The following is an 18,194-nucleotide window of genomic DNA, read 5'->3' as shown; positions in this document are numbered from 1 at the left end:
CGACTCCTATATGCAAAGTTTTGGGCATTCCGGCTAGTGCCGTAACGTTGGCGGCCTGCTTTGCAGGGCGTAGAGTGCCTCCGTTGCTTGGGTTATCGACCGGGCAAGGGAAAGGTTTAGAGTGATCTCCGCGATAGTTTCGCGGGGTGCCGGCAGGGCGGGCGGAGGCCCGGCGCGGCAGGGGGCGCCGGAGCGGGAAGGCGTGTGGGGCGGGCGTTGGCCTAGCGGCGCTTGCGGGTGCGGGGGATGTAGATCGGCAGGAAGTCCGGCGCCGGGGCCGGATCCGGTGCCACCACCGGCGCGTCCGGCGCATTGGCCAGCGTGACCAGGCAGATGGCCCGCTTGTAGACCACCGTGGGCCGGATGTCGTCCGGCTGCCGGCCAAGCAGCACCACGTAGTCGTCGGACGCCAGCACGAGGCCCTGCAGTCGCGCGCCGTTGGACAGGTGGACGATCACAGGCGCCTGGCTGGTGCTGTACGCTGCAAATTGCTGGTGCTGCAGTTGCTTTCGGCTCGGTGACCTGGGCCGGGTTTCCTTCTTCTTCACAACGACTCCGGAAGAGCCCACTAGGGTTCTGGCGGCTGATAATGGTCCGTTGGCCGGCGGCTTGGGGTGCGGCGCGGCCAGGGCGGCAGGGGAAACATCCGCTCTCGGTAGCTGCGGCGTCGCCGGTTGGTGCTGCCAGAAGAGAAGGGGAATACTTCGGGGCTGAGAGTAACAAAGTTCTACAAGCGTTGACGAACCGCGCGCCAATTCGGATCTAGAGTCTTTGCTCTATAAAATGTGTTGCTCTCGAAGCTTGGATATTGTAACAGATTGTGCGCTGCCGCATGCTGCGGCGAGGGATGCAGGCCGGCAGGCCCGGTGTGGACGGGGCCCGTGAGGAAATTGCCAGCCCATGCGAAAAATGCCCTGATGTAGCGTCAGGGCCCAAATTATCAAAAGTGCGCAAACGATCTCATATCGTCATGAGGGAATCCCCTGATAGAAACGGGATTTACACCTCATGTAAGCGCGTTTATATTCTTGGCAAGAGCCTTTCGGCTCGAGCAGTCCTGGAAAGCCTACGAGCACCCCGCGCGTAGGCTTCTTTTTTGCCTGCGTCGTTTGAATCGCGCTCTGTGGCGCTGTGGCTGGTGCGGCTGGTAAATCCGACCGGCCGTTCGGAATGCCGAGGCAGATTTAACGCCACTTTCGCGGCGCGCAATCCTCCGAAATGCGAGGGTTTTTGCCGCCAATTCTCATTTCCCTTCAAGAAGTGTCCGCTGAACGCCGATAGCCGGCGCGGCCCTCAGCCGGCCGTGGTGGCGGTGCCGCGGGCCACGCGCCGCCGTGCACGCGCTGCCAGGCCGGCGCCCAGCACCCAGCGAAGCGCCGGTGCCAGCACATGCATGCCCGCGAGTGCGGCCGGGCGCCGTATCGAAGGGCCGTCCAGATCGAGCTGGTGCCGTGCCCACGGCGGCAGGAGGGCGATGCCGCCGTGGGCCATGATGCGCACCGCCGGCTGCAGCAGCGGGTTGGCCACCGGCATCTTCCGCACCAACCGCACCACTTCGCTGGTGCGTTCGCTGGCCAGCAGCGCAGGCCGCATGGCCTCAAGGTAGGCCGTGACTTCGGCGCGCGAGCGCGGCACGTCGGCCGCGCCCAGCATCTCGGCGATGCGCGCGACCTCGTCGTAGTAGCGATCCTGCTCGGCGCTGCTCAGTGGCCCGACATAGCGCAGGTAGCCAGCCAGGAAGCTCGAGACCTCGGCCACGTGCACCCACGTCAGCAACGCCGGATCGGAGGCTGCATAGTGCCGCCCGTCCGGAGCCACGCCAATCACGCCGGCATGGATGCGCCGTACGCGCCCGATCAGCGCCATGGCATCGGCACGGCTGCCGTAGGTGGTGCCGGCGATGAACTGCGCGGTGCGCCCCAGGCGCCCCTGCATGTCGGTGCGAAAGCTGGAGTGGTCCCAGACCCCGGCCAGCGCCAGCGGATGCAGCGTCTGCAGCAGCAGCGCGCTGACGCCGCCCGCGAGCATTGCCGGAAAGTCGGCGTGCACGCGCCAGCAGACCGCGTCGGGCCCGAACAGGCCGGGATCGCCCGGTGGGTTGTCGTAGTCGAGGGTCAGGCCGGAATTGCTGCGGGTCAGCGCGCGCACGTGCGCGCCAGCGCGCTCACGCAGCCTGGTGGAGAGATGGTTCAGCGGCCCGCGTCCTGGCTGCGCAGGGCGGCCGGCGGCGGGGTCGGTAAAGCTGGACAAGGCCGGTGGTGCCTGGATGGGGAAGTCAGGGCCAGCATACACGGGATGCGGGACGATGTGCGCGCGGTCATGCCGGTGCGCTTGCCGCAAAAAGGGCCGGAGCCCCCTTGCGGGAGTCCCGGCCTGCCAATCTCCGGCGTATGCCCCTGCGGCCGCACCGCATGTTGCTGCCGCACATACCCGGAAAGCTGCCTGTTGTCGTGGCTGTCGCTGGTTACGGCTGGCGTTGTCCGCCTTGCTGGCCACCCTGGCCGCTTTGCTGGCCGCTGCGTTGGCCACTTTGCTGGCCCGGTTGCGAGCTGCCGCGATCCTGCTGCTGTTGTTGGTCCTGCTTGCGGTCCTGGTTACCCATCTGACCGCCGCCTTGTTGTTGTCCCGGCTGTTGCTGGCTGCCGCGTTGGCCAGATTGTTCCTGCTGCTTCTGATCCTGCGGCTTCTGGCCCGACTGCGATTGACCCGGCTGTTGCTGCTGTCCCATTGCTAGCTCCTTGACGCGGCGAACTGCCGCGTTCCCTGATTCGCAATCGCCGTGCCAAGCATGGAAGGACCCGGGTGCCGCCGGCATCGGCCTGTAGCGCGCGATGCAGCACACCGTGCGGCGGGCGCTTTTACAACGGGCGGCCCGATTTACACACCCTGGGTCCCGTCAGGGACGCCTGGCGCGGCCTGGCCGGCAGGTATGGAGCTTGCTGAAAAATGGCTTACCAGTGGTTCCGCGTGCCAGGCAAGGCACGGCAGCGGATGCGCTGGTGACCCGAACAGGAGGCAGCCATGCGTTTTTCCCGAATCCCCGCGCGCACGGTGCGGATGGTCTGTGTTGCTGCGGCGCTGGCGGCGGCCGGCAGCGCGCTGGCGCTCGACAAGAGCGGCCTGATCTTGGTTGCGGCGGACAATACCCCTGCGGCGCCCGTCAATTCCGCGCCGGGCATGCCAGGCCGTGCCGACCCTGACCGGGGCGCCGCCTCGGACATGAGCGTCGACAAGACCAAGCGCGCCGTCGAGGACAGCGCCATCACCACCAAGATCAAGACCAAGCTGCTCACGACCAAGGACCTCAAGTCCACCGCCATCCATGTGAAGACCCAGCAGGGCACGGTCGACGTGAGCGGCACGGTGCCGAGCCAGCAGCAGCACGACATGGCGCTGGACGCGATCCGCAGCGTCGAGGGCGTGACGTCGGTCAATGACAACCTGAAGGTGTCGTCGCGCTGAGACATTGCTCCCTCTCCTGCAAGCGGGAGAGGGAGAACCCCATCGGGATTTGGCGAACCGCAGCGCCGGCCTAAGCCGCGTGCTTCCTGCGCGTAGTGCCTGCACTCTTGCGCGCGGCCGGCGCGTGCGACTCGCGCTTGGCCGGTGCGCGCTTGGTCTTGGCGGCAGTGCTGGCGCCCTTGGCAGGCGGGGTCGCAGCCCGCTTTGCAGCGGGCTGCTTACTGGCGGCGGCATGCCGCGCAGGGGTCTTGCGGCGCGCGGGCGCGGCGCCTTCCTTGTCTTCCTTGCCGCGCTGGCCCAGGCTCTGGCGCAGCAGCGCCACCATGTCGATGACCTTGGCGCCCTGGCGCGGCGCTTCTTCCTCTGCCGCAGGCGGGGTCAGCTGGTGGGTCTTGCCGGAATCGATCTTTTCTTCGATGCGCGCCATCAGGTCGTCACGATAGCTGTCGCGGTACTGTTCCGGCTCCCAGTCTTCGCTCATGTCGTCGACCAGCTTGGTGGCCATCTCGATCTCGCGCGCGTGCGCGCCGGTGGGTTTGCCGGTGGCTGCCTTGGGCAGGCGCAGTTCAGAGATGGGCAGCACCTCGTCGGCAAAGCGCATAGTGTTGAGCACCAGCGCGTCGCCGTGCACCAGCATCGCGGCCAGGTGCTGGCGGGCGCGCAGCACCACCAGCGCCAGCGCGGCACGCCCGGTGCGGCGCATGGTTTCATGCAGCAGCGCGTAGCCGCGCTCGCCGCGCTTGTCGGGCTCGAGGTAGTAGGGCGTATCGAAGTAGTACGGCGGGATGCTCTGCGCGTCGACAAAGCTGACGATATCCACCGTCTGCGTGGCCTCGACATTGGCCTGGCGGAAGTCTTCCTCGTTCAGCAGCACGTATTCGTCCTTGGCGTACTGGTAGCCCTTGACGATATGTTCCTTGTCGACCGGCTTGCCGGTGCTCTTGTTGATGCGCTGGTAGCCCACCGGCGCCATGTCGCGCACGTCCAGCAGGTCCAGGTCCAGCGTCTGGCTGCGCGACGCGGGCCGCAATACCACCGGGATGTTGACCAGGCCAAAGGTTATGGCGCCTTTCCAGATGATGCGTGACACGTGACGGCTCCTTTGCCAACCGCACGGGCACGTTGCGGCGGCGGTGGCGGCAGATCGCCCGGAGGCGGGTCTGCCACCGGCTCGGGCGGGCCCGGCGGAGGCTCCGGCGGCGGGGTTTCAGGCTTGCGCTGCGGGATGTCGGGGTCGGGCGTGGTATGCACGGAGCTTCCTTGTTCAAGGGTGGACGGGATCGGCGGCTGGCATTGGCATCGCGCTAGGGGTGGCCCGCGCTGAGGTCGTCCAGCAGCCGTGTCAGCGCGTCCAGGTCGGCCGGCTTGACCAGATGCTGGTCGAAGCCCGCTTCCAGCGCGCGGCGGCGGTCCTCTGGCTGGCCGAAGCCTGTCAGCGCCACCAGCGTGGCGCCGCGCATCTCGGGCAGCGCGCGCAGCCGGCGCGCGGTCTCGAAGCCGTCCATGGCGGGCATGCCCAGGTCAAGCAGCACTACCTCCGGACGGGCGTCGGTGGCGCACGCCAGCGCGCTGGGGCCGTCGGCGGCGGTCACCACCGTATGGCCGAGCGTCTGCAGTGTCATCATCATGGCTTCGAGCGCGTCAGGGTTGTCGTCCACCACCATGATCCGGCGCGGCACGCCGCGGTGCGGCGCAGCGCGGCCGGAGCCTGGGTGCCACTTCTGCCACGGCTCCAGTGGCAGCGTCACCGTGAAGGTGCTGCCCTGTCCGGGGCCGGGGCTGTCGGCGCGGATGGTGCCGCCATGCAGGCGCACCAGCTTTTGCACCAGCGTCAGGCCGATACCGGGTCCGTCCTGCTGGAACGCGCTGCGCGGCGACTCTGGCTCGGTGCCGTCGTCATGCGGGGCCAGCGGATCGAACAGCTGCCGCTGAAGCGCCTCTGACAGGCCGGCGCCGTTGTCGCGCACGCGCACGCTGACGCGGCCACCGGACGCGGCATCGGGCACAGTGTCCGCCGCGCTGTCTTCAAGACTGGCATCGACGGCGATCTGGCCGCCGGCGGGCGTATAGGCTGCGGCGTTCTGCAACAGGTTGCTGAAGATCTGCGTCAGGCGCACCAGGTCGCCCCGTACCGGCAGGGGCTGCTCGGGCAGCGACAGGCGCAGCGTATGGCCGCAGGCCTCCATCGTGGGGCGCACGGCTTCCACCGCGGTACTGAGCGCGGTGCGCAGTTCCACCAGCTCCTCGCGCAGCGTGATGCGGCCCTGGTTGAAGCGCGAGATGTCGAGCAGCTCATCCACCAGCCGCGTTAGGTGGTGCAGCTGCCGGCCGATGATGTCGCGCGCACGGAACATGTCCTCGCGCGACGGCGAAAGCTGCTGCAACAGGTCCGCGGCGCTGCGCAGCGGCGCCAGCGGATTGCGCAGTTCATGCGCCAGCATGGCCAGGAACTGGTCCTTGCGCCGTTCCTCGTCGTGCAGCGCGCGTTCGGCGCGGTTTTGCAGCGTCACGTCCTGGCAGGTGCCGGCAATGCGCGACGGCGGCGCGCCGGCCTCGGCCGGCGGGCCTTCCGCGCTGCGCACCGGAAACGCCTGCGCGCGGATATCGCGCCGCTCGCCGTCCGGGCGCGTCAGGCGGAACTCGATGTCCAGCCTGCCGTCGCCCAGCATGCTGGCAAAGGCCGCTTCCACGCGCGCACGGTCGGCCGGGGCCACGCGCTCCAGGCAGCGGCGCGGCGCTTGCACCAGCTGCTCGGGTGTATGGCCGCACAAGGCGGTGAGCGAGGGGCTGGCGAACAGCAGGCGGGGCTCTGCCGGGTCGAGGATCCACACCACGTCGGCCAGCGATTCGGCAAGCTGGCGGAACATGTCTTCATGCGCATGCAGTGCCCGCGAAGTGCGGTGATAGGCGTCCTCAGCACCGCGCAGCCGCAGCAGCGCCTGGATCCTCGACAACACCTCGTCCGGCTCCGCAGGCTCGACCAGGTGGCCGTCGGCGCCGCAGTTCAGCAGCTCTGCGCGCTGGCGCGATTGCGCCAGCCCCGGCGAGGTCAGCAGCACCAGCGTGTGCGCGGTCTGTGGATCGGCCTTGAGCAGCCGGCAGACTTCCAGCCCGCTGATATCGGGCAGGCGTGCTGCCAGCAGCACCAGCACGGGCGCATGCTGTCGCACCAGCGACAGCGCCGAATGGCCGGTGGCGGCCTCGATCACGGAATACCCGCCGCGGTGGAGGATGCGGCTCTTGACATAGCGCGGCCCCTCGCGGTCATCGACATTCAGGATCAGCGGGGCCGGGTTGGCGACGTGCGGCTTCATGGCATCACGCTGACAGGCGCTTGCGCGCCGGCGCGGAGGGTTGCTCGGGAGCAAGGCCTAGGATGGTCCGCGGCTCCGTGTAAAACCGCGCCGGCCGCGCCGCACCGCTTGCAAGCTTTGCCGCGCCGGCGCGGCTGCCGGTTGTAGTTATTACATGCGTGCAGAAGTCGTCCATCGCCGTTCCCCCTTTTGCATCGGTACGCCTGCGGTCTGTGCCAGGCTGTTGCGCTGGTAGTGGCAAGAGACGTGCCGGGCAGGCGTCGCCCGGCACGCAGCGCGGCAAATGAACTGCGTGGCATGCGCTGCGCGCTTCAGTGGCGGGCCGCCTCGCCGCCATGCGCTTCCGCGCTGGGGGAGGTGCCGCCATGCGGTCCGGTTGAGCCGGTCGCCTCGGCAGCCTTCTGCGGGATCTTGCCGGGCTCGGTGGCGCTGCTACTGGCGGCGCCCTTGCCAAAGCGCGCGGCGATCCGGTCCTGGACCTGGCCCAATGCCTCGGCCTGCTGTTTGGCCGCTTCGGCTTCCTTGGTCTTCTTGGTTTCGGCGGCCTGCTGCTGCTCGGGCGTTGGCGCCGGCAGGCGTGCCTGCACCGGGCTGGCGGCGAAGGACAGCATTGCGCAGGAAACCAGCAGGTGACGCAAGGCGCGCTGGTTGCGTGGCGCGGCGGTGGCGGCTCGAATCTTCGCGGCGATCCTGAGTTGGCTCATCATCACGTCTCCATGTCGTCGCTGCACTGGCAGCAGTGCAACGCGGCGCACGCGGCGGGTGCGCCGGGCCGTGTGCCAATACCGGGATGCGGCAAGAAATGTGCCGCTTGGCGTTAGCTGCGGAATCCGGCAGAACGGGCGGGATGGCTAGCCGGTGCGAGCCAGTCGCGCAGCGGCGCGCGTGATCGCCTGCCGGGTGTCGGCGTAGTCCGCCCATGGGTCGTCGGCGGCCAGGGTGTCGAGCCTTGGGCCCGCATTGGCGACGGTCCACTGCGCCGCGCCTTGCAGGGTATCGAGTTCTTCCCACCACACCGGCATCGACACGCCCAGCCCCGGGCGTGCCCGCGCCGAGAATGCCGCCGCTGTGGTGGCACCGACGCCATTGCGCAGGTAATCGATGAAAATCTTGCCAACGCGGTTGCGTGGCCCGCTCTTGGCCACGAAGCGCTGCGGAATGGTCTTGGCGACATGGCGCACCACGTCATGCGCGAACGCCTTCACCTCGTCCCAGCCCGCGCGCGGCGTGATCGGCACCACCACGTGCAGCCCCTTGCCGCCGCTGGTCTTCAGGAAGCTGGCGAGGCCGAGTTCATCGAGCAGCGCCTTCATCAGCGTGGCGGCTTCCTGCATTTGTGCCCAGGGCACGCCTTCGCCCGGGTCCAGGTCGAAGACGATCCGGTTGGGGCGGTCGATGCTGCGTTTGCTGGCGTTCCAGGTGTGGAACTCCACCACGTTGAGCTGTGCCGCGGACACCAGCGCTTCGGCTGACGCGATTTCCAGCAGCGCGGGATGCCCGGGCCACAGGCCCGGATCAAGCACGTTGAGGCCGTCCACCCGCAGCGTGTCGCCATGGCGCTGGAAGAACTGCTCGCCGCCCACGCCCGACGGCGCGCGCACCATCGCGATCGGACGCCCGCGCAGGTGCGGCAACATCAGTGGTGCGGCGCGTTCGTAGTAGCGCACCAGGTCGCCCTTGGTCAGGCCGGATGCTGTGTCGATGACGCGCCCGGCATGGCTGATCGCGACTTTGCCGCCGGCGGCGGTTGCACGCTTTGCGGCGGTGCCGGCCTTCGGCTGTGTCCCGGTGTGCTTTGCCGCTTTTGGCGCCGGCTTGCCCTTGGCTGCCGGCGTTGCCGGCCGCTCCACCGACACCGCGCGCGCGGGCTTGTCGGTGCGCAGGCCGTGGAAGACGGCATGGCGCACGCGGCCTTCGCGGGTCCAGCTGCCGAACGAGACTTCGGCCACCAGCTTTGGCCGCACCCAGTGCCCTTTCACGCCTGCCGGCACGCTCTCAAAAGGCGCGGAATCGGTGCGCAACGCGTCCAGTTGCGTGCGCAGCGCAGCCAGGGTGCGCGTGTCGAAGCCGGTGCCGACATTGCCCGCGTAGCGCAGCCGCCCGCCGCTGTCGTGCACGCCAAGCAGCAATGAGCCGATGCCGGCGCGACTGCCCTTCGGGTCGGTGAAACCCGCCACCACGAACTCCTGGCGCAAGGTGCATTTCAGCTTGATCCACGTATTGGTGCGCGCGCTGACATAGCTGGCGTCGGCGCGCTTGCCGATCACGCCTTCAAGCTTCATGCGGCAGGCTGCCTCTAGCATGTCGGCAGGGCTGGCCTCGAAGTCCTCGCTGAACTGCAGGCGCGGCGAGGTGTTGTGCGCGAAGATCCGGCGCAGCAGGGCGCGGCGCTCCACCAGCGGCACCTTGCGCAGGTCATGGCCGGCAAAGTAGGGCAGGTCGAACACGAAGTACTGGATGGCCTCGACGCGCGCGGTATCGAAGGCGTTCTGCAGCGCCTGGAAGTCGGTCGCGCCATGCTTGTCGAGCACCACGATCTCGCCATCGAGCCAGCCGTCGGGCAGGCCCAGGGTGCCGACGTCGCGCGCCAGCGCACGCAGCTTGCTGGTCCAGTCGTGGCCCTGGCGCGTGAACAGGCGCACATCCTTGCCGTCGATGCGGGCCAGTAGCCGGTAGCCGTCGAACTTGATCTCGTAATGCCAGGCCTGCGCGTCCGACGGAGGCTGTTCCACCAGCGTGGCCAGCTGCGGCGCCAGCGCCAGCGGCAAGGCCGCGCGCGGCGCGCCGCGCGGCGGCTTCAGGGACCTCGCCGTGCTGCGCGCATCTGGTGCGGCTTCGTCAGGCGGCTGGGCGGTCTTTGCGCGCTTTGCCGCAGGCTTGCGCTGCGTGCCGCCCAGCACGCTGTCCGGCAAGGCCTCGACCACGTCGAACTCCGATGCCGGCACGGCGGTCTCGTCGCGCTCCTTGATCAGCAGCCAGGCGTCCTGCTCCTTCTGCCGGCTGCCGTGCATGCGCACCAGGGTCCAGTGGCCGTGCAGCTTTTCACCGCGCAGCTCGAACTTCAGCTTGCCGGCGCGGTAGCCGGCCTCGGCATCGCCCACCGGCAACCAGGTGCCGCGGTCCCAGACGATGACCGTGCCGGCACCGTAGTGGCCGGCCGGGATCACGCCCTCGAAGCCGGCGTAGTCCAGCGGGTGGTCCTCGACATGGATGGCCATGCGCTTGTCGGCAGGGTCCAGGCTCGGGCCCTTGGGCACGGCCCAGCTTTTCAGCGTGCCGCCAAGCTCAAGGCGAAAGTCATAGTGCAGCCGACGCGCCGCGTGCTTCTGGATCACGAAGGACAGTTCGCTGGCGCGCGTGCGCGGCTGGCCGCGGGTGCGCGCGGCGCCGCCGGCGGGCTCCGGCGTGGCGCCGAAGTCGCGCATGCGGCGGTATTTATCGAGTGCGGCGGGGGCCTTGGCGGCTGGCGCGCCGCGTGCCGCCGGGCGCGCCGTGCTGGCGCGCTTGCCCGTATGCTTGCCGGCGCCTTTTGCTAAGGCGCGGCGTTTGCCTGGATCCTGTGGCGCTGTCGGTCGCGTGGTCTTGGCCATGGCTGTCGCCGGTTACGTGGGATGTATCCAGCTTAGGCAGCACATGCCGCCGCTGAAATCGGCGCCCGTCCTACAGTGCCCTGTGGCAGCCCCATGCGCGCGCCGCGCATGTGCTTCTTACCGGGCGTTGTAAATCTGCGGCGGCTAGCCTGTCGTGGCGCCGCCACCCAGGGCCGCGCCGGACAGGAACGCTCCTTGCGACTCCCCAGCGGCATGCCCGGCACCGTGCCGGGCCTCCCCGAGGAGGAAGCGGCGATGAAACCAACCCTGAAGAACATTGGCTCGCAGGTCATCGTCCTGACCGGTGCCAGCAGCGGCGTGGGCCTCGTGACGGCGCGCAAGGCGGCGCAGCAGGGCGCACGGCTGGTGCTGGTGGCGCGCAGCGAGGGTTCGCTGCACCAGCTGGCCGAAGAGTTGCGAGAGCATGGCAATGAAGTCATCACCGTGGTGGCCGATGTCGGCAAGCATGAAGAGATTGGCAAGGTGGCGCAGGCTGCCATCGAGCGCTTCGGTGGCTTCGATACCTGGATCAACAACGCCGGCGTGACCATCTTCGGGCGCCATTGCGATGTGCCGCTGGAAGACCAGCGGCGGCTGTTCGATACCAACTACTGGGGCACCGTGCATGGCTCGCTGGCGGCGGCCGCGCATCTGCGCGAGCACGGCGGCGCCATCATCAACATGGGCAGCGAGGCGGCGGACGGCCCGCTGCCGCTGCAGAGCGCCTACGCGGCCTCGCAGCACGCGATCAAGGGCTTTACGGATTCGCTGCGGCTGGAACTGGAGCAGGAGCAGGCGCCGGTCAGCGTGACGCTGATCAAGCCTGCCGGACTGGAAACGCCGCTGGCGATGCACGCCAAGAATTTCCTCGATGTCGAGCCGCGCCTGCCGCCGCCGCTGTATGACCCGGCGCTGGCCGCTGACGCAATCCTGTTTGCCGCCGCGAACCCGCGCCGCGAGCTCTTCGTCGGTGCGGCCGCCAAGGCGTTCTCGGCCGCGGCGTACCATGCGCCGCACACCTTCGACCGCTTCATGCGCCGCTTCATGGGCCGCGCGCAACAGACGCACCACCCCGCGGGTCCGCTCGAGGACAACGCGCTGTATGGCAGCGGAAGCGGCCTGCAGGAACGGAGCGGCAGCCACAACGCGCTGCAATCCTGCCCCTACACCACTACGGCGCGCCACCCGATGCTGGCCACTGCACTGGTGGTGGGCGCCTCAGCCGCGGTTGCCGCGGTGTACCAGTTGCGGCACAAGCGCTAAGGTCTGTTCCCATATGGAACAGACCCTGCTGTCCGGTGCCGCGCACATTGGTGGCGCATGGGCCGCGAACACCTATCATTGACTCGAATGCCCGCATTTGCGGGCATTCGGCCCTCCGCCTCGCGGCGCCGCCAGGCCGCCCGCGCACGGGGCCTGCTGGCTTCACCCCATCACACAGAAGGTGTGCTCATGTCCGAGCCGCGAGCGGCAAAAGGTGTCCGTGCGTCACCCGTCGGCGAGCCGGACGGCACCAGGGTGGACGATGCCGGCGTCCCGCTGGCGGCACGGTACGGGCGCCTGCTCGACGCGGTGGAAGACTGCGCCGTGTTCGAGACCGATGCGCGCGGGTGCATTGCAATGTGGCCGAATGCCGCGCGGCGCGTGTTCGGCTACAGCGCCGGGGAAATCACCGGCCGTCACTTTTCCTGCCTGCATCGCCCTGAAGATGTCGCTGCCGGCCTGCCGCAGCAATGGCTGCAGGCGGCCGCACTTGGCGGCAGCGCGCGCGACCAGGGCTGGCGCGTGCGGCGCGACGGCAGCCTGCTGCAGGCGTCCTGCCGCATGCGGGCCATTGGCGCGACCGACGAGCCGGGCGCGGCGCTCAAGCATGCCGATGCCTTGTCCGGAGAGTCCGCAGCGGGCCAGGCCACCGGCTTTATCGTGTCGTGCCGCGACATTACCGTGCAGCAGGCCGCATCCGAGCACGCCGGGCTGGCCGATACCCGGCTGCGCCTGCTGGCCGAAAACCTGCCCGGCACCGCGGTGTGCGACCTTGACCTGGACGGCACCATCCGCACCTGGAACGTCGGCGCGCAGGCCCTGGCCGGCTACGCCGAGGCCGAAGCAGTCGGCCAGCCGCTGGCACTGCTCTATTCCCGCCAGGATGCCGCCGCGGGGCGCGACCGCGCGGCGCTGGAAGCCGCGCACGCCTGCGGCCAGTGGGCCGGCGACGAGCGCGTGGCACGCAAGGACGGCTCGGTGGTGCGTTGCCATACGCGCATGGTGCTGGTGCGCGACGCCGCCGGCTGCCCGACCAGCCTGCTGTGGACTGCCCGCGACCTGAGCGATGCGCTGCGGCTGGAAACGCTTGAGGCCGGCAACCGCCGGCTGCAATCGTTCCTGGCCATCCTGGCGCATGAACTGCGCAATCCGCTGGCGGCGGTGCGCAACGCGGTGGAAGTGATCGCGCTGACCCCGGATGCCGACACGCGCGTGGGCCGCTGCGCGGGGATCATCGACCGCCAGCTGCATCAACTGGAGCGGCTGGTGAATGACCTGCTCGACGTGGGCCGCGTGACCGCCGGCAAGCTGAAGATGGAACTGACGCCAACCTCGTACAACGACGTGGTGACCACCAGCATCGAAGCAATCCGCCCGGCGCTGGAGGCGGCCGGCCAGCAGCTCGTGGTGGCGCTGCCGGCAAGCTCGCCTTACGTGCGCGCCGATGCCGCGCGGCTGGGGCAGGTGCTGCTGAACCTGCTCAGCAACGCGGTCAAGTACACCCCGCGCGGCGGCACCGTCAGCGTGCACGTGAGCGTGGAGCCAGCGCGCGTGATCACCGCCGTGTCGGATACCGGCCGGGGTCTCGCGCCGGCGGCGCTGGACCGCATCTTCAACCTGTTCGCGCAGGAGGGCGACGCCGACAGCCGCAGCGGCCTGGGCATCGGGCTGGCACTGGCCAAGGCCGTGGTGGAGGCGCACGGCGGCGCGATCCAGGCCGACAGCGGTGGCGCGGGCAAGGGCAGCACCTTCACCGTGATCCTGCCGCGCGCCACCGCCCGCCGGCGCGAGGCCGCCACGCCGCCGCGGGGGCCGGTGCCGCGACGGCGCGTGCTGGTGGTGGACGACAATGCCGATTCAGCCGACAGCATGGCCGAGCTGCTGGGCCTGCTCGGCCATGAGGCGCGCGCGGCCCATGGCGGCCAGCAGGCACTGGACATGGTCGCCGAATTCCGCCCGGATTGCGTGCTGCTCGACCTGGAGATGCCCGAAATGTCGGGCTTTGACGTCCTGCCGGCATTGCGCCAGGCGTGCGGCCCGCGCTCGGTGCAGTTCCTGGCGCTGACCGGGCGCTGCACTGCTGAACACCAGCGGCGCAGCGAACTGGCCGGCTTCCATGCGTACCTGACCAAGCCGCTGGCGATCGAGGCCCTGTCGCGCGTGCTGGCCGCGCCGGCGCCTTACAAGGAACGGTAGGCGTCCAGCCGGTTGTACAGCGTCTTCAGGCTGATGCCGAGCGCGCGCGCGGCCTGGCGCTTGTCGCCGTCAAAGCGCGCCAAAGTGGCCATGATGATCTCGCGCTGGGTGTCGGCCAGCGTGGTACCCACGCGCACGCTGACCACACCGTCCACCGTGGTGGGTCGCGGCGGCTGCGTGGCCAGGTTGGGGTTGCCGATTTCCACGACCTTGTCCGCCAGGATAAAGGCGCGGTAGACCGCGTTCTTCAGCTCGCGCACATTGCCCGGCCAGTCATAGCGCACCAGCCGCTCCAGCGAGGCGGCGGAGAAGGCCTTGTCGGTGCGCTCCATGGCGTTGTATTCGGCCAGGAAGTGACGTGCCAGCGGCACGATATCATCGGGCCGGTCGCGCAGCGGCGGGATATGCAGCGGGAACACGGCCAGCCGGTACAGCAGGTCTTCCCGCAACTGGCCGGCACGCGCTGCCTCGACCGGGTCGCGGTTGGTGGCTGCCAGGATGCGCACGTCCGTGGTGATGGGCGTGTCGCCGCCGACGCGGTGGAAGGTGCGGCCTTCCAGCACCCGCAACAACTTGATCTGCATGTCGAGCGGCATTTCGGTGACTTCATCGAGAAATAGCGTGCCGCCATGGGCCTGCTCGAAGTAGCCCGCCTTCTGCTCGATCGCGCCGGTAAATCCACCTTTCTCGTGGCCGAACAGCTCTGATTCGATCAGCGTGGGCTGGATCGCGCCGCAGTTGACCGCGATGAAGGGGCCCTTGCGGCGCGCGCTGCGCTCATGCACCGCGCGTGCCACCACTTCCTTGCCGGAGCCGCTTTCGCCTACCGCAAGCATGGTGACATCGGTGGGCGCTACGCGCTCGATCTGGGCCAGCAAGCGCTGCATGACGGGCGACGCGCTTTCCCACAGCAGCGAGACCTGCGAAGGGATGGCGCGGCGCGGCGCGGCCTCGCGCGCCTGCTCGGATAGGCTGGCGGCGTGGCTGGCGGGCTGGCCAGAGGGAGCGGCGTTGCTGCGCCGCGGTGTGCTGGCGGTCACGGGCACAATGAAGGCCTCGGTCGAGATCGGGCTTGTCGTGGGAAGTTCCTATGCTAGCCTTTGGCGCAGTGGCTTGCCATAGATGCACAACCCCGCGCGGAAACATCCGACAGCTGTGTCAGACGGACACCGGCAACGACCGTGCCCGCCCGCGCTTAGACTGGGATTACGCAGTGGACTTGTGCAACCGGCTGACCATGTCGCAGTCGAAATCCTTGCCGCCCCTGTGCCCGTCGCGCCACGCCTCGCATGGAGCGCGCCGGCGGGCGTCCTGAGCCCGGCAGCAATGGCCGCCGTGGCGCGCGAACGCAGGTGCCAGTGGATTTCGCCCAAGTTTCCAATAGGTCTCACTGACGGATCGTATGCCCCACATCCTGATTGTCGATGACGACGAAAACGCATGTGCCGCGCTAGCCGAGATCGTGGCCATGGAAGGCTTCAGTTCCGCCACCGCCGGCACCCTGCGCGAGGCACGGCTGCAGATCGGCTGGCGCATGCCGGAGGCGATCGTGGCCGACCTGCGCCTGCCGGACGGCAACGGCATGGAGCTGTTCGACGAGGTTGGCGCCTCGGGCGTCGAAGTGATCCTCACGACCGGCTATGCCAGCGTCGAAAGCGCGGTCGAAGCGCTGCGCGCTGGTGCCACCGATTACCTGGTCAAGCCCATCAACGTGGCGCGGCTGCAGACCGTGCTCAGGCGCCTGGCCACCACCGGCGAGTTGCGCGCCGAGATCCATTCGCTGCGCGGCGAGTTGCGCCGCTACGGCCGTTTTGGCCGGCTGATGGGCAGTTCCGAAGTGATGCAGGTGGTCTACGACCAGCTCGCGCGCGTGGCGCCGACTGAAGCCACGGTATTGCTGATCGGCGAAAGCGGCACCGGCAAGGAACTGGCCGCGCAGACCGTGCATGAGCTCTCGTCGCGGCGGCGCCAGCCGTTCCTGGCGGTCAACTGCGGCGCGATCTCGCCCACGCTGATCGAAAGCGAGATGTTCGGCCACGAGCGCGGCAGCTTTACCGGCGCGGACCGCCAGCACAAGGGCTATTTCGAGCGCGCCGACGGCGGCACCCTGTTCCTGGACGAGATCACCGAGATGCCCGCCGAGCTGCAGGTCAAGCTGCTGCGGGTGCTGGAGACCGGCACCTTCATGCGCGTGGGCACCAACCGCGAATGCCATGCCGATGTGCGCGTGCTGGCCGCCACCAACCGCAACCCCGAAGATGCGGTGGCCGACGGCAAGCTGCGCGCGGACCTGTTCCACCGGCTGAACGTGTTCCCGGTAGAACTGCCGCCGCTGCGCGCGCGCGGCGACGACGTGATCCAGATCGCCAACCTGATGCTGGAGCAACTCAATGCCGAGCAGGGCACCCGGCGCCGCTTCGCGCCCAATGTGCTGGACAGCCTGCGCCTGCACGCCTGGCCCGGCAATGTGCGCGAGCTGCGCAACTTCGTGCAGCGCGCCTTCATCATGTCCGACGACGATCTCATCACCGAGGTGCAGGTGCCGTTGCAGGTCGCGGCCACGCAGGCGCCGGGCGCGGCGGTGGTGTCGGTGCCGGTGGGCATGTCCCTGGCCGATGCCGACCGGCAGCTGATCTTCGCCACGCTGGAGCAATGCGCCGGCGTGAAGAAGCACGCGGCCGAGATCCTCGGCATCAGCCTGAAGACTTTGTACAACCGGCTGGAAGATTATGCCGCGCGCGGCGAATTGCCAGAGTGGCTGCGCGCCTCGCGCAACGACACCGGATCGTCGGCTACCGGCTGACGGCGCGAGCCAGTGCCTGCGTTTGCGGGGATTGCGCCGGTGCCTGCGGACCGCAGCGCCCTGTGCAGCACGTTTCTTGCTTCCGTCCAATGCATCCAGCCCGGCCAATGCGGCCGGGGACGTGCCAATGCCGAGCCGCACATGACGCAGCAACCCGCGCAGTCCGCGATGCCGGACGCTCCGCTTTCTTCGCCAGCCGCTGCCGTGCGCAGCGTGCAAGAGGTGAGCGCGCTGATCGAGCAATCGGCGCATGACCTGCGTTCCGCGCTGAACGCCATCCAGAGCTGGGCCTACGTGCTGGACCGCGCCTTCGATACCACGCCGGCGCCCGCGCAGCGCGCGCTGGACGGCATTCGTTCCGGCACGCAGCAGCAGCTGGCGCTGATCGAGGAGATGGAAGAAGCCGTGCGGCTGCTGGCCGACGAGGGCGCACCGCGCTGGCAGCGCCTGGACCTGCTGGCGCTCACGGCCCAGGCCGTCGCCGACCGTCGCCCCGCGGCCGAAGCCCGGGGCGTGCTGCTGTCACCGGTCGCCACCGACGGTACGGTCGAATCGTCCGAATCGGCCTACCTGATCGATGGCGACGCCGTGCGGCTGGCCCCGCTGCTGCGGCACCTGCTGGTGCACTGCATCTGGCGCGCGCCGGCCGGCGGCTCGGTCGCCGTGCATGTTTTCAGCGAGCCGGATCACGTGAAGCTGCGCATCACCGAGAGCCCGCCGCTGGACCAGCAGCGCAGCGCCAGCCGGCTGGCCGCGCTGACCGATTTCTTCGGGCGCCGGGCGGCACCGGACGGTGCGACCCCGGCCCGGCAGAGCAGCGCGCTGCTGCTGACGCGCCGCATGGTGGAAATGCACGGGGCGGCGCTGAGCGCGGAAAGCGATGGCTGCGATAGTGACAGGATCAGCGTCTGCATTGTTGTCAGGTTCCCGCGCCACATGCAGGCCTGACGCGGCGCGGCGCATTGATGTAGTTTTTACCGGCATGTCGCATGCGCTACGCGTAGCGCTTGCCGGCCGGCCTTTGCCGCACTCGCCGCCGCCGCGGCGTTACGGCAGCGCCCGCACCGCTCCCGGCCGCTCTGCTGGCCTCTCCCGTTTCTGGCCCGCGCCTTGCATGGATGAATGACCCAACCAAGGAGGGTACAACCATGCCCAAAGCCAGCCGCAAATCCGACAAGGCCGCGCAGGTTGCTCACAAGCCGTCCGGCGCGAAATCCGACAAGTCTCGGGCTGCCCGCATGAGCGGGCCATCCGCAGGCAAGGCCGGCGCAGGCAGCAAGGCCGTCGCCGGCGACAAGCAACGGGGCAAGGAAGCCAAGACCTACCAGGCCGCCGTGGACGACTCACTGGAGATGACGTTCCCGGCCAGCGACCCGATCTCGCCGAGTGCAGCCATGCACGCTGAGAAGAAGACGCAGACCGCGCGCGACGACGTCGACTGGAAGCTCAAGCGGGGCAGCGAAAAGCAGCCCGTGGGCGCCAAGCCGGCCAGCCAGCGCAAGGGGTCGGCCACGAAGCGCTGAAGCGCATGTCCGCAACCCTGAAGTCCAGGTGCCGCGGCGCGGC

Annotated in this window: 14 protein-coding genes; 7 read left to right on the top strand and 7 right to left on the bottom strand. The window is 68.9% G+C overall.

Features of this window, described 5'->3' with window-relative positions:
• Positions 1–221: 221 nt before the first annotated feature.
• Together KB879_RS17000 and KB879_RS16995 are read right to left on the bottom strand one after the other, a co-directional pair.
• Entirely contained in the window at positions 222–548 is a 327-nt protein-coding gene (locus KB879_RS17000; RefSeq protein ID WP_211979456.1) for an RNA chaperone Hfq, read from the bottom strand.
• Between the two features lie 745 nt (positions 549–1,293).
• Positions 1,294–2,250, bottom strand: coding sequence for an oxygenase MpaB family protein (locus tag KB879_RS16995; protein ID WP_371827363.1), 957 nt, complete (start codon positions 2,248–2,250; stop codon positions 1,294–1,296).
• A gap of 235 nt (positions 2,251–2,485) precedes the next feature.
• Between KB879_RS16995 and KB879_RS16990 the strand changes: the two genes are divergently transcribed.
• On the top strand, positions 2,486–2,734 hold the full coding sequence (locus KB879_RS16990; protein ID WP_194946805.1) for a hypothetical protein: 249 nt from the start codon (positions 2,486–2,488) through the stop codon (positions 2,732–2,734).
• Positions 2,735–3,021: 287 nt separating this feature from the next.
• The gene (locus tag KB879_RS16985) at positions 3,022–3,462 is read left to right on the top strand and encodes a BON domain-containing protein (RefSeq protein WP_013953942.1); all 441 of its coding nucleotides are present in this window, start codon (positions 3,022–3,024) and stop codon (positions 3,460–3,462) included.
• Positions 3,463–3,532: 70 nt separating this feature from the next.
• On the opposite strand, the gene KB879_RS16980 is transcribed toward KB879_RS16985, so the two are convergent.
• From KB879_RS16980 to ligD, 4 genes are all read right to left on the bottom strand, one after another.
• Positions 3,533–4,552 (bottom strand): Ku protein, encoded by a 1,020-nt coding sequence (locus KB879_RS16980; RefSeq protein ID WP_211979455.1) that lies wholly within the window; start codon positions 4,550–4,552, stop codon positions 3,533–3,535.
• A 214-nt stretch (positions 4,553–4,766) separates the two neighbouring features.
• Positions 4,767–6,776 carry a response regulator gene (locus KB879_RS16975; protein WP_153954114.1) on the bottom strand — a complete coding sequence of 670 codons (2,010 nt, stop codon included), beginning with the start codon at positions 6,774–6,776 and terminating at the stop codon, positions 4,767–4,769.
• Between the two features lie 311 nt (positions 6,777–7,087).
• Positions 7,088–7,483, bottom strand: coding sequence for a hypothetical protein (locus KB879_RS16970; protein ID WP_153954115.1), 396 nt, complete (start codon positions 7,481–7,483; stop codon positions 7,088–7,090).
• A gap of 144 nt (positions 7,484–7,627) precedes the next feature.
• Positions 7,628–10,366 carry a DNA ligase D gene (gene ligD, locus KB879_RS16965; RefSeq protein WP_211979454.1) on the bottom strand — a complete coding sequence of 913 codons (2,739 nt, stop codon included), beginning with the start codon at positions 10,364–10,366 and terminating at the stop codon, positions 7,628–7,630.
• Positions 10,367–10,621: 255 nt separating this feature from the next.
• On the opposite strand from ligD, the gene KB879_RS16960 reads away from it, so the two are divergent.
• Together KB879_RS16960 and KB879_RS16955 are read left to right on the top strand one after the other, a co-directional pair.
• Positions 10,622–11,629: an SDR family oxidoreductase gene (locus KB879_RS16960; RefSeq protein WP_211982222.1), complete on the top strand. Its 1,008-nt coding sequence runs from the start codon at positions 10,622–10,624 to the stop codon at positions 11,627–11,629.
• A gap of 189 nt (positions 11,630–11,818) precedes the next feature.
• Positions 11,819–13,825, top strand: coding sequence for an ATP-binding protein (locus KB879_RS16955; RefSeq protein WP_153954117.1), 2,007 nt, complete (start codon positions 11,819–11,821; stop codon positions 13,823–13,825).
• Here KB879_RS16955 and KB879_RS16950 read toward each other — a convergent pair.
• A complete protein-coding gene (locus KB879_RS16950) occupies positions 13,810–14,871 on the bottom strand; it encodes a sigma-54-dependent Fis family transcriptional regulator (protein ID WP_013953935.1) in 1,062 nt (353 codons plus the stop codon). The genes KB879_RS16955 and KB879_RS16950 overlap by 16 nt on opposite strands.
• A 356-nt stretch (positions 14,872–15,227) precedes the next feature.
• Between KB879_RS16950 and KB879_RS16945 the strand changes: the two genes are divergently transcribed.
• The 3 genes from KB879_RS16945 (at position 15,228) to KB879_RS16935 (ending at position 18,151) form a co-directional block, all read left to right on the top strand.
• On the top strand, positions 15,228–16,628 hold the full coding sequence (locus KB879_RS16945) for a sigma-54 dependent transcriptional regulator (RefSeq protein ID WP_013953934.1): 1,401 nt from the start codon (positions 15,228–15,230) through the stop codon (positions 16,626–16,628).
• Between the two features lie 141 nt (positions 16,629–16,769).
• Positions 16,770–17,576 carry a HAMP domain-containing sensor histidine kinase gene (locus KB879_RS16940; RefSeq protein ID WP_041228732.1) on the top strand — a complete coding sequence of 269 codons (807 nt, stop codon included), beginning with the start codon at positions 16,770–16,772 and terminating at the stop codon, positions 17,574–17,576.
• 200 nt (positions 17,577–17,776) lie between these two features.
• Positions 17,777–18,151, top strand: a complete 375-nt coding sequence (locus KB879_RS16935) for a hypothetical protein (protein WP_013953932.1) — start codon at positions 17,777–17,779, stop codon at positions 18,149–18,151.
• The last annotated feature ends 43 nt before the right edge of the window (positions 18,152–18,194 follow it).

The organism is Cupriavidus sp. KK10, assembly GCF_018223725.1.
GTDB lineage: Bacteria > Pseudomonadota > Gammaproteobacteria > Burkholderiales > Burkholderiaceae > Cupriavidus > Cupriavidus necator.
Note: the sequence above shows the minus strand (reverse complement) of the source record. Positions and strands in the feature narration are given on the sequence as shown.

Coding starts and splice junctions, on each gene's coding strand:
- KB879_RS16955 (WP_153954117.1), top strand. CDS start 11,819: ATGTCCGAGCCGCGAGCGGCAAAAGGTGTCCGTGCGTCACCCGTCGGC.
- KB879_RS16970 (WP_153954115.1), bottom strand. CDS start 7,483: ATGATGAGCCAACTCAGGATCGCCGCGAAGATTCGAGCCGCCACCGCC.
- ligD (WP_211979454.1), bottom strand. CDS start 10,366: ATGGCCAAGACCACGCGACCGACAGCGCCACAGGATCCAGGCAAACGC.
- KB879_RS16935 (WP_013953932.1), top strand. CDS start 17,777: ATGCCCAAAGCCAGCCGCAAATCCGACAAGGCCGCGCAGGTTGCTCAC.
- KB879_RS16945 (WP_013953934.1), top strand. CDS start 15,228: ATGCCCCACATCCTGATTGTCGATGACGACGAAAACGCATGTGCCGCG.
- KB879_RS16960 (WP_211982222.1), top strand. CDS start 10,622: ATGAAACCAACCCTGAAGAACATTGGCTCGCAGGTCATCGTCCTGACC.
- KB879_RS16940 (WP_041228732.1), top strand. CDS start 16,770: ATGACGCAGCAACCCGCGCAGTCCGCGATGCCGGACGCTCCGCTTTCT.
- KB879_RS16975 (WP_153954114.1), bottom strand. CDS start 6,776: ATGAAGCCGCACGTCGCCAACCCGGCCCCGCTGATCCTGAATGTCGAT.
- KB879_RS16985 (WP_013953942.1), top strand. CDS start 3,022: ATGCGTTTTTCCCGAATCCCCGCGCGCACGGTGCGGATGGTCTGTGTT.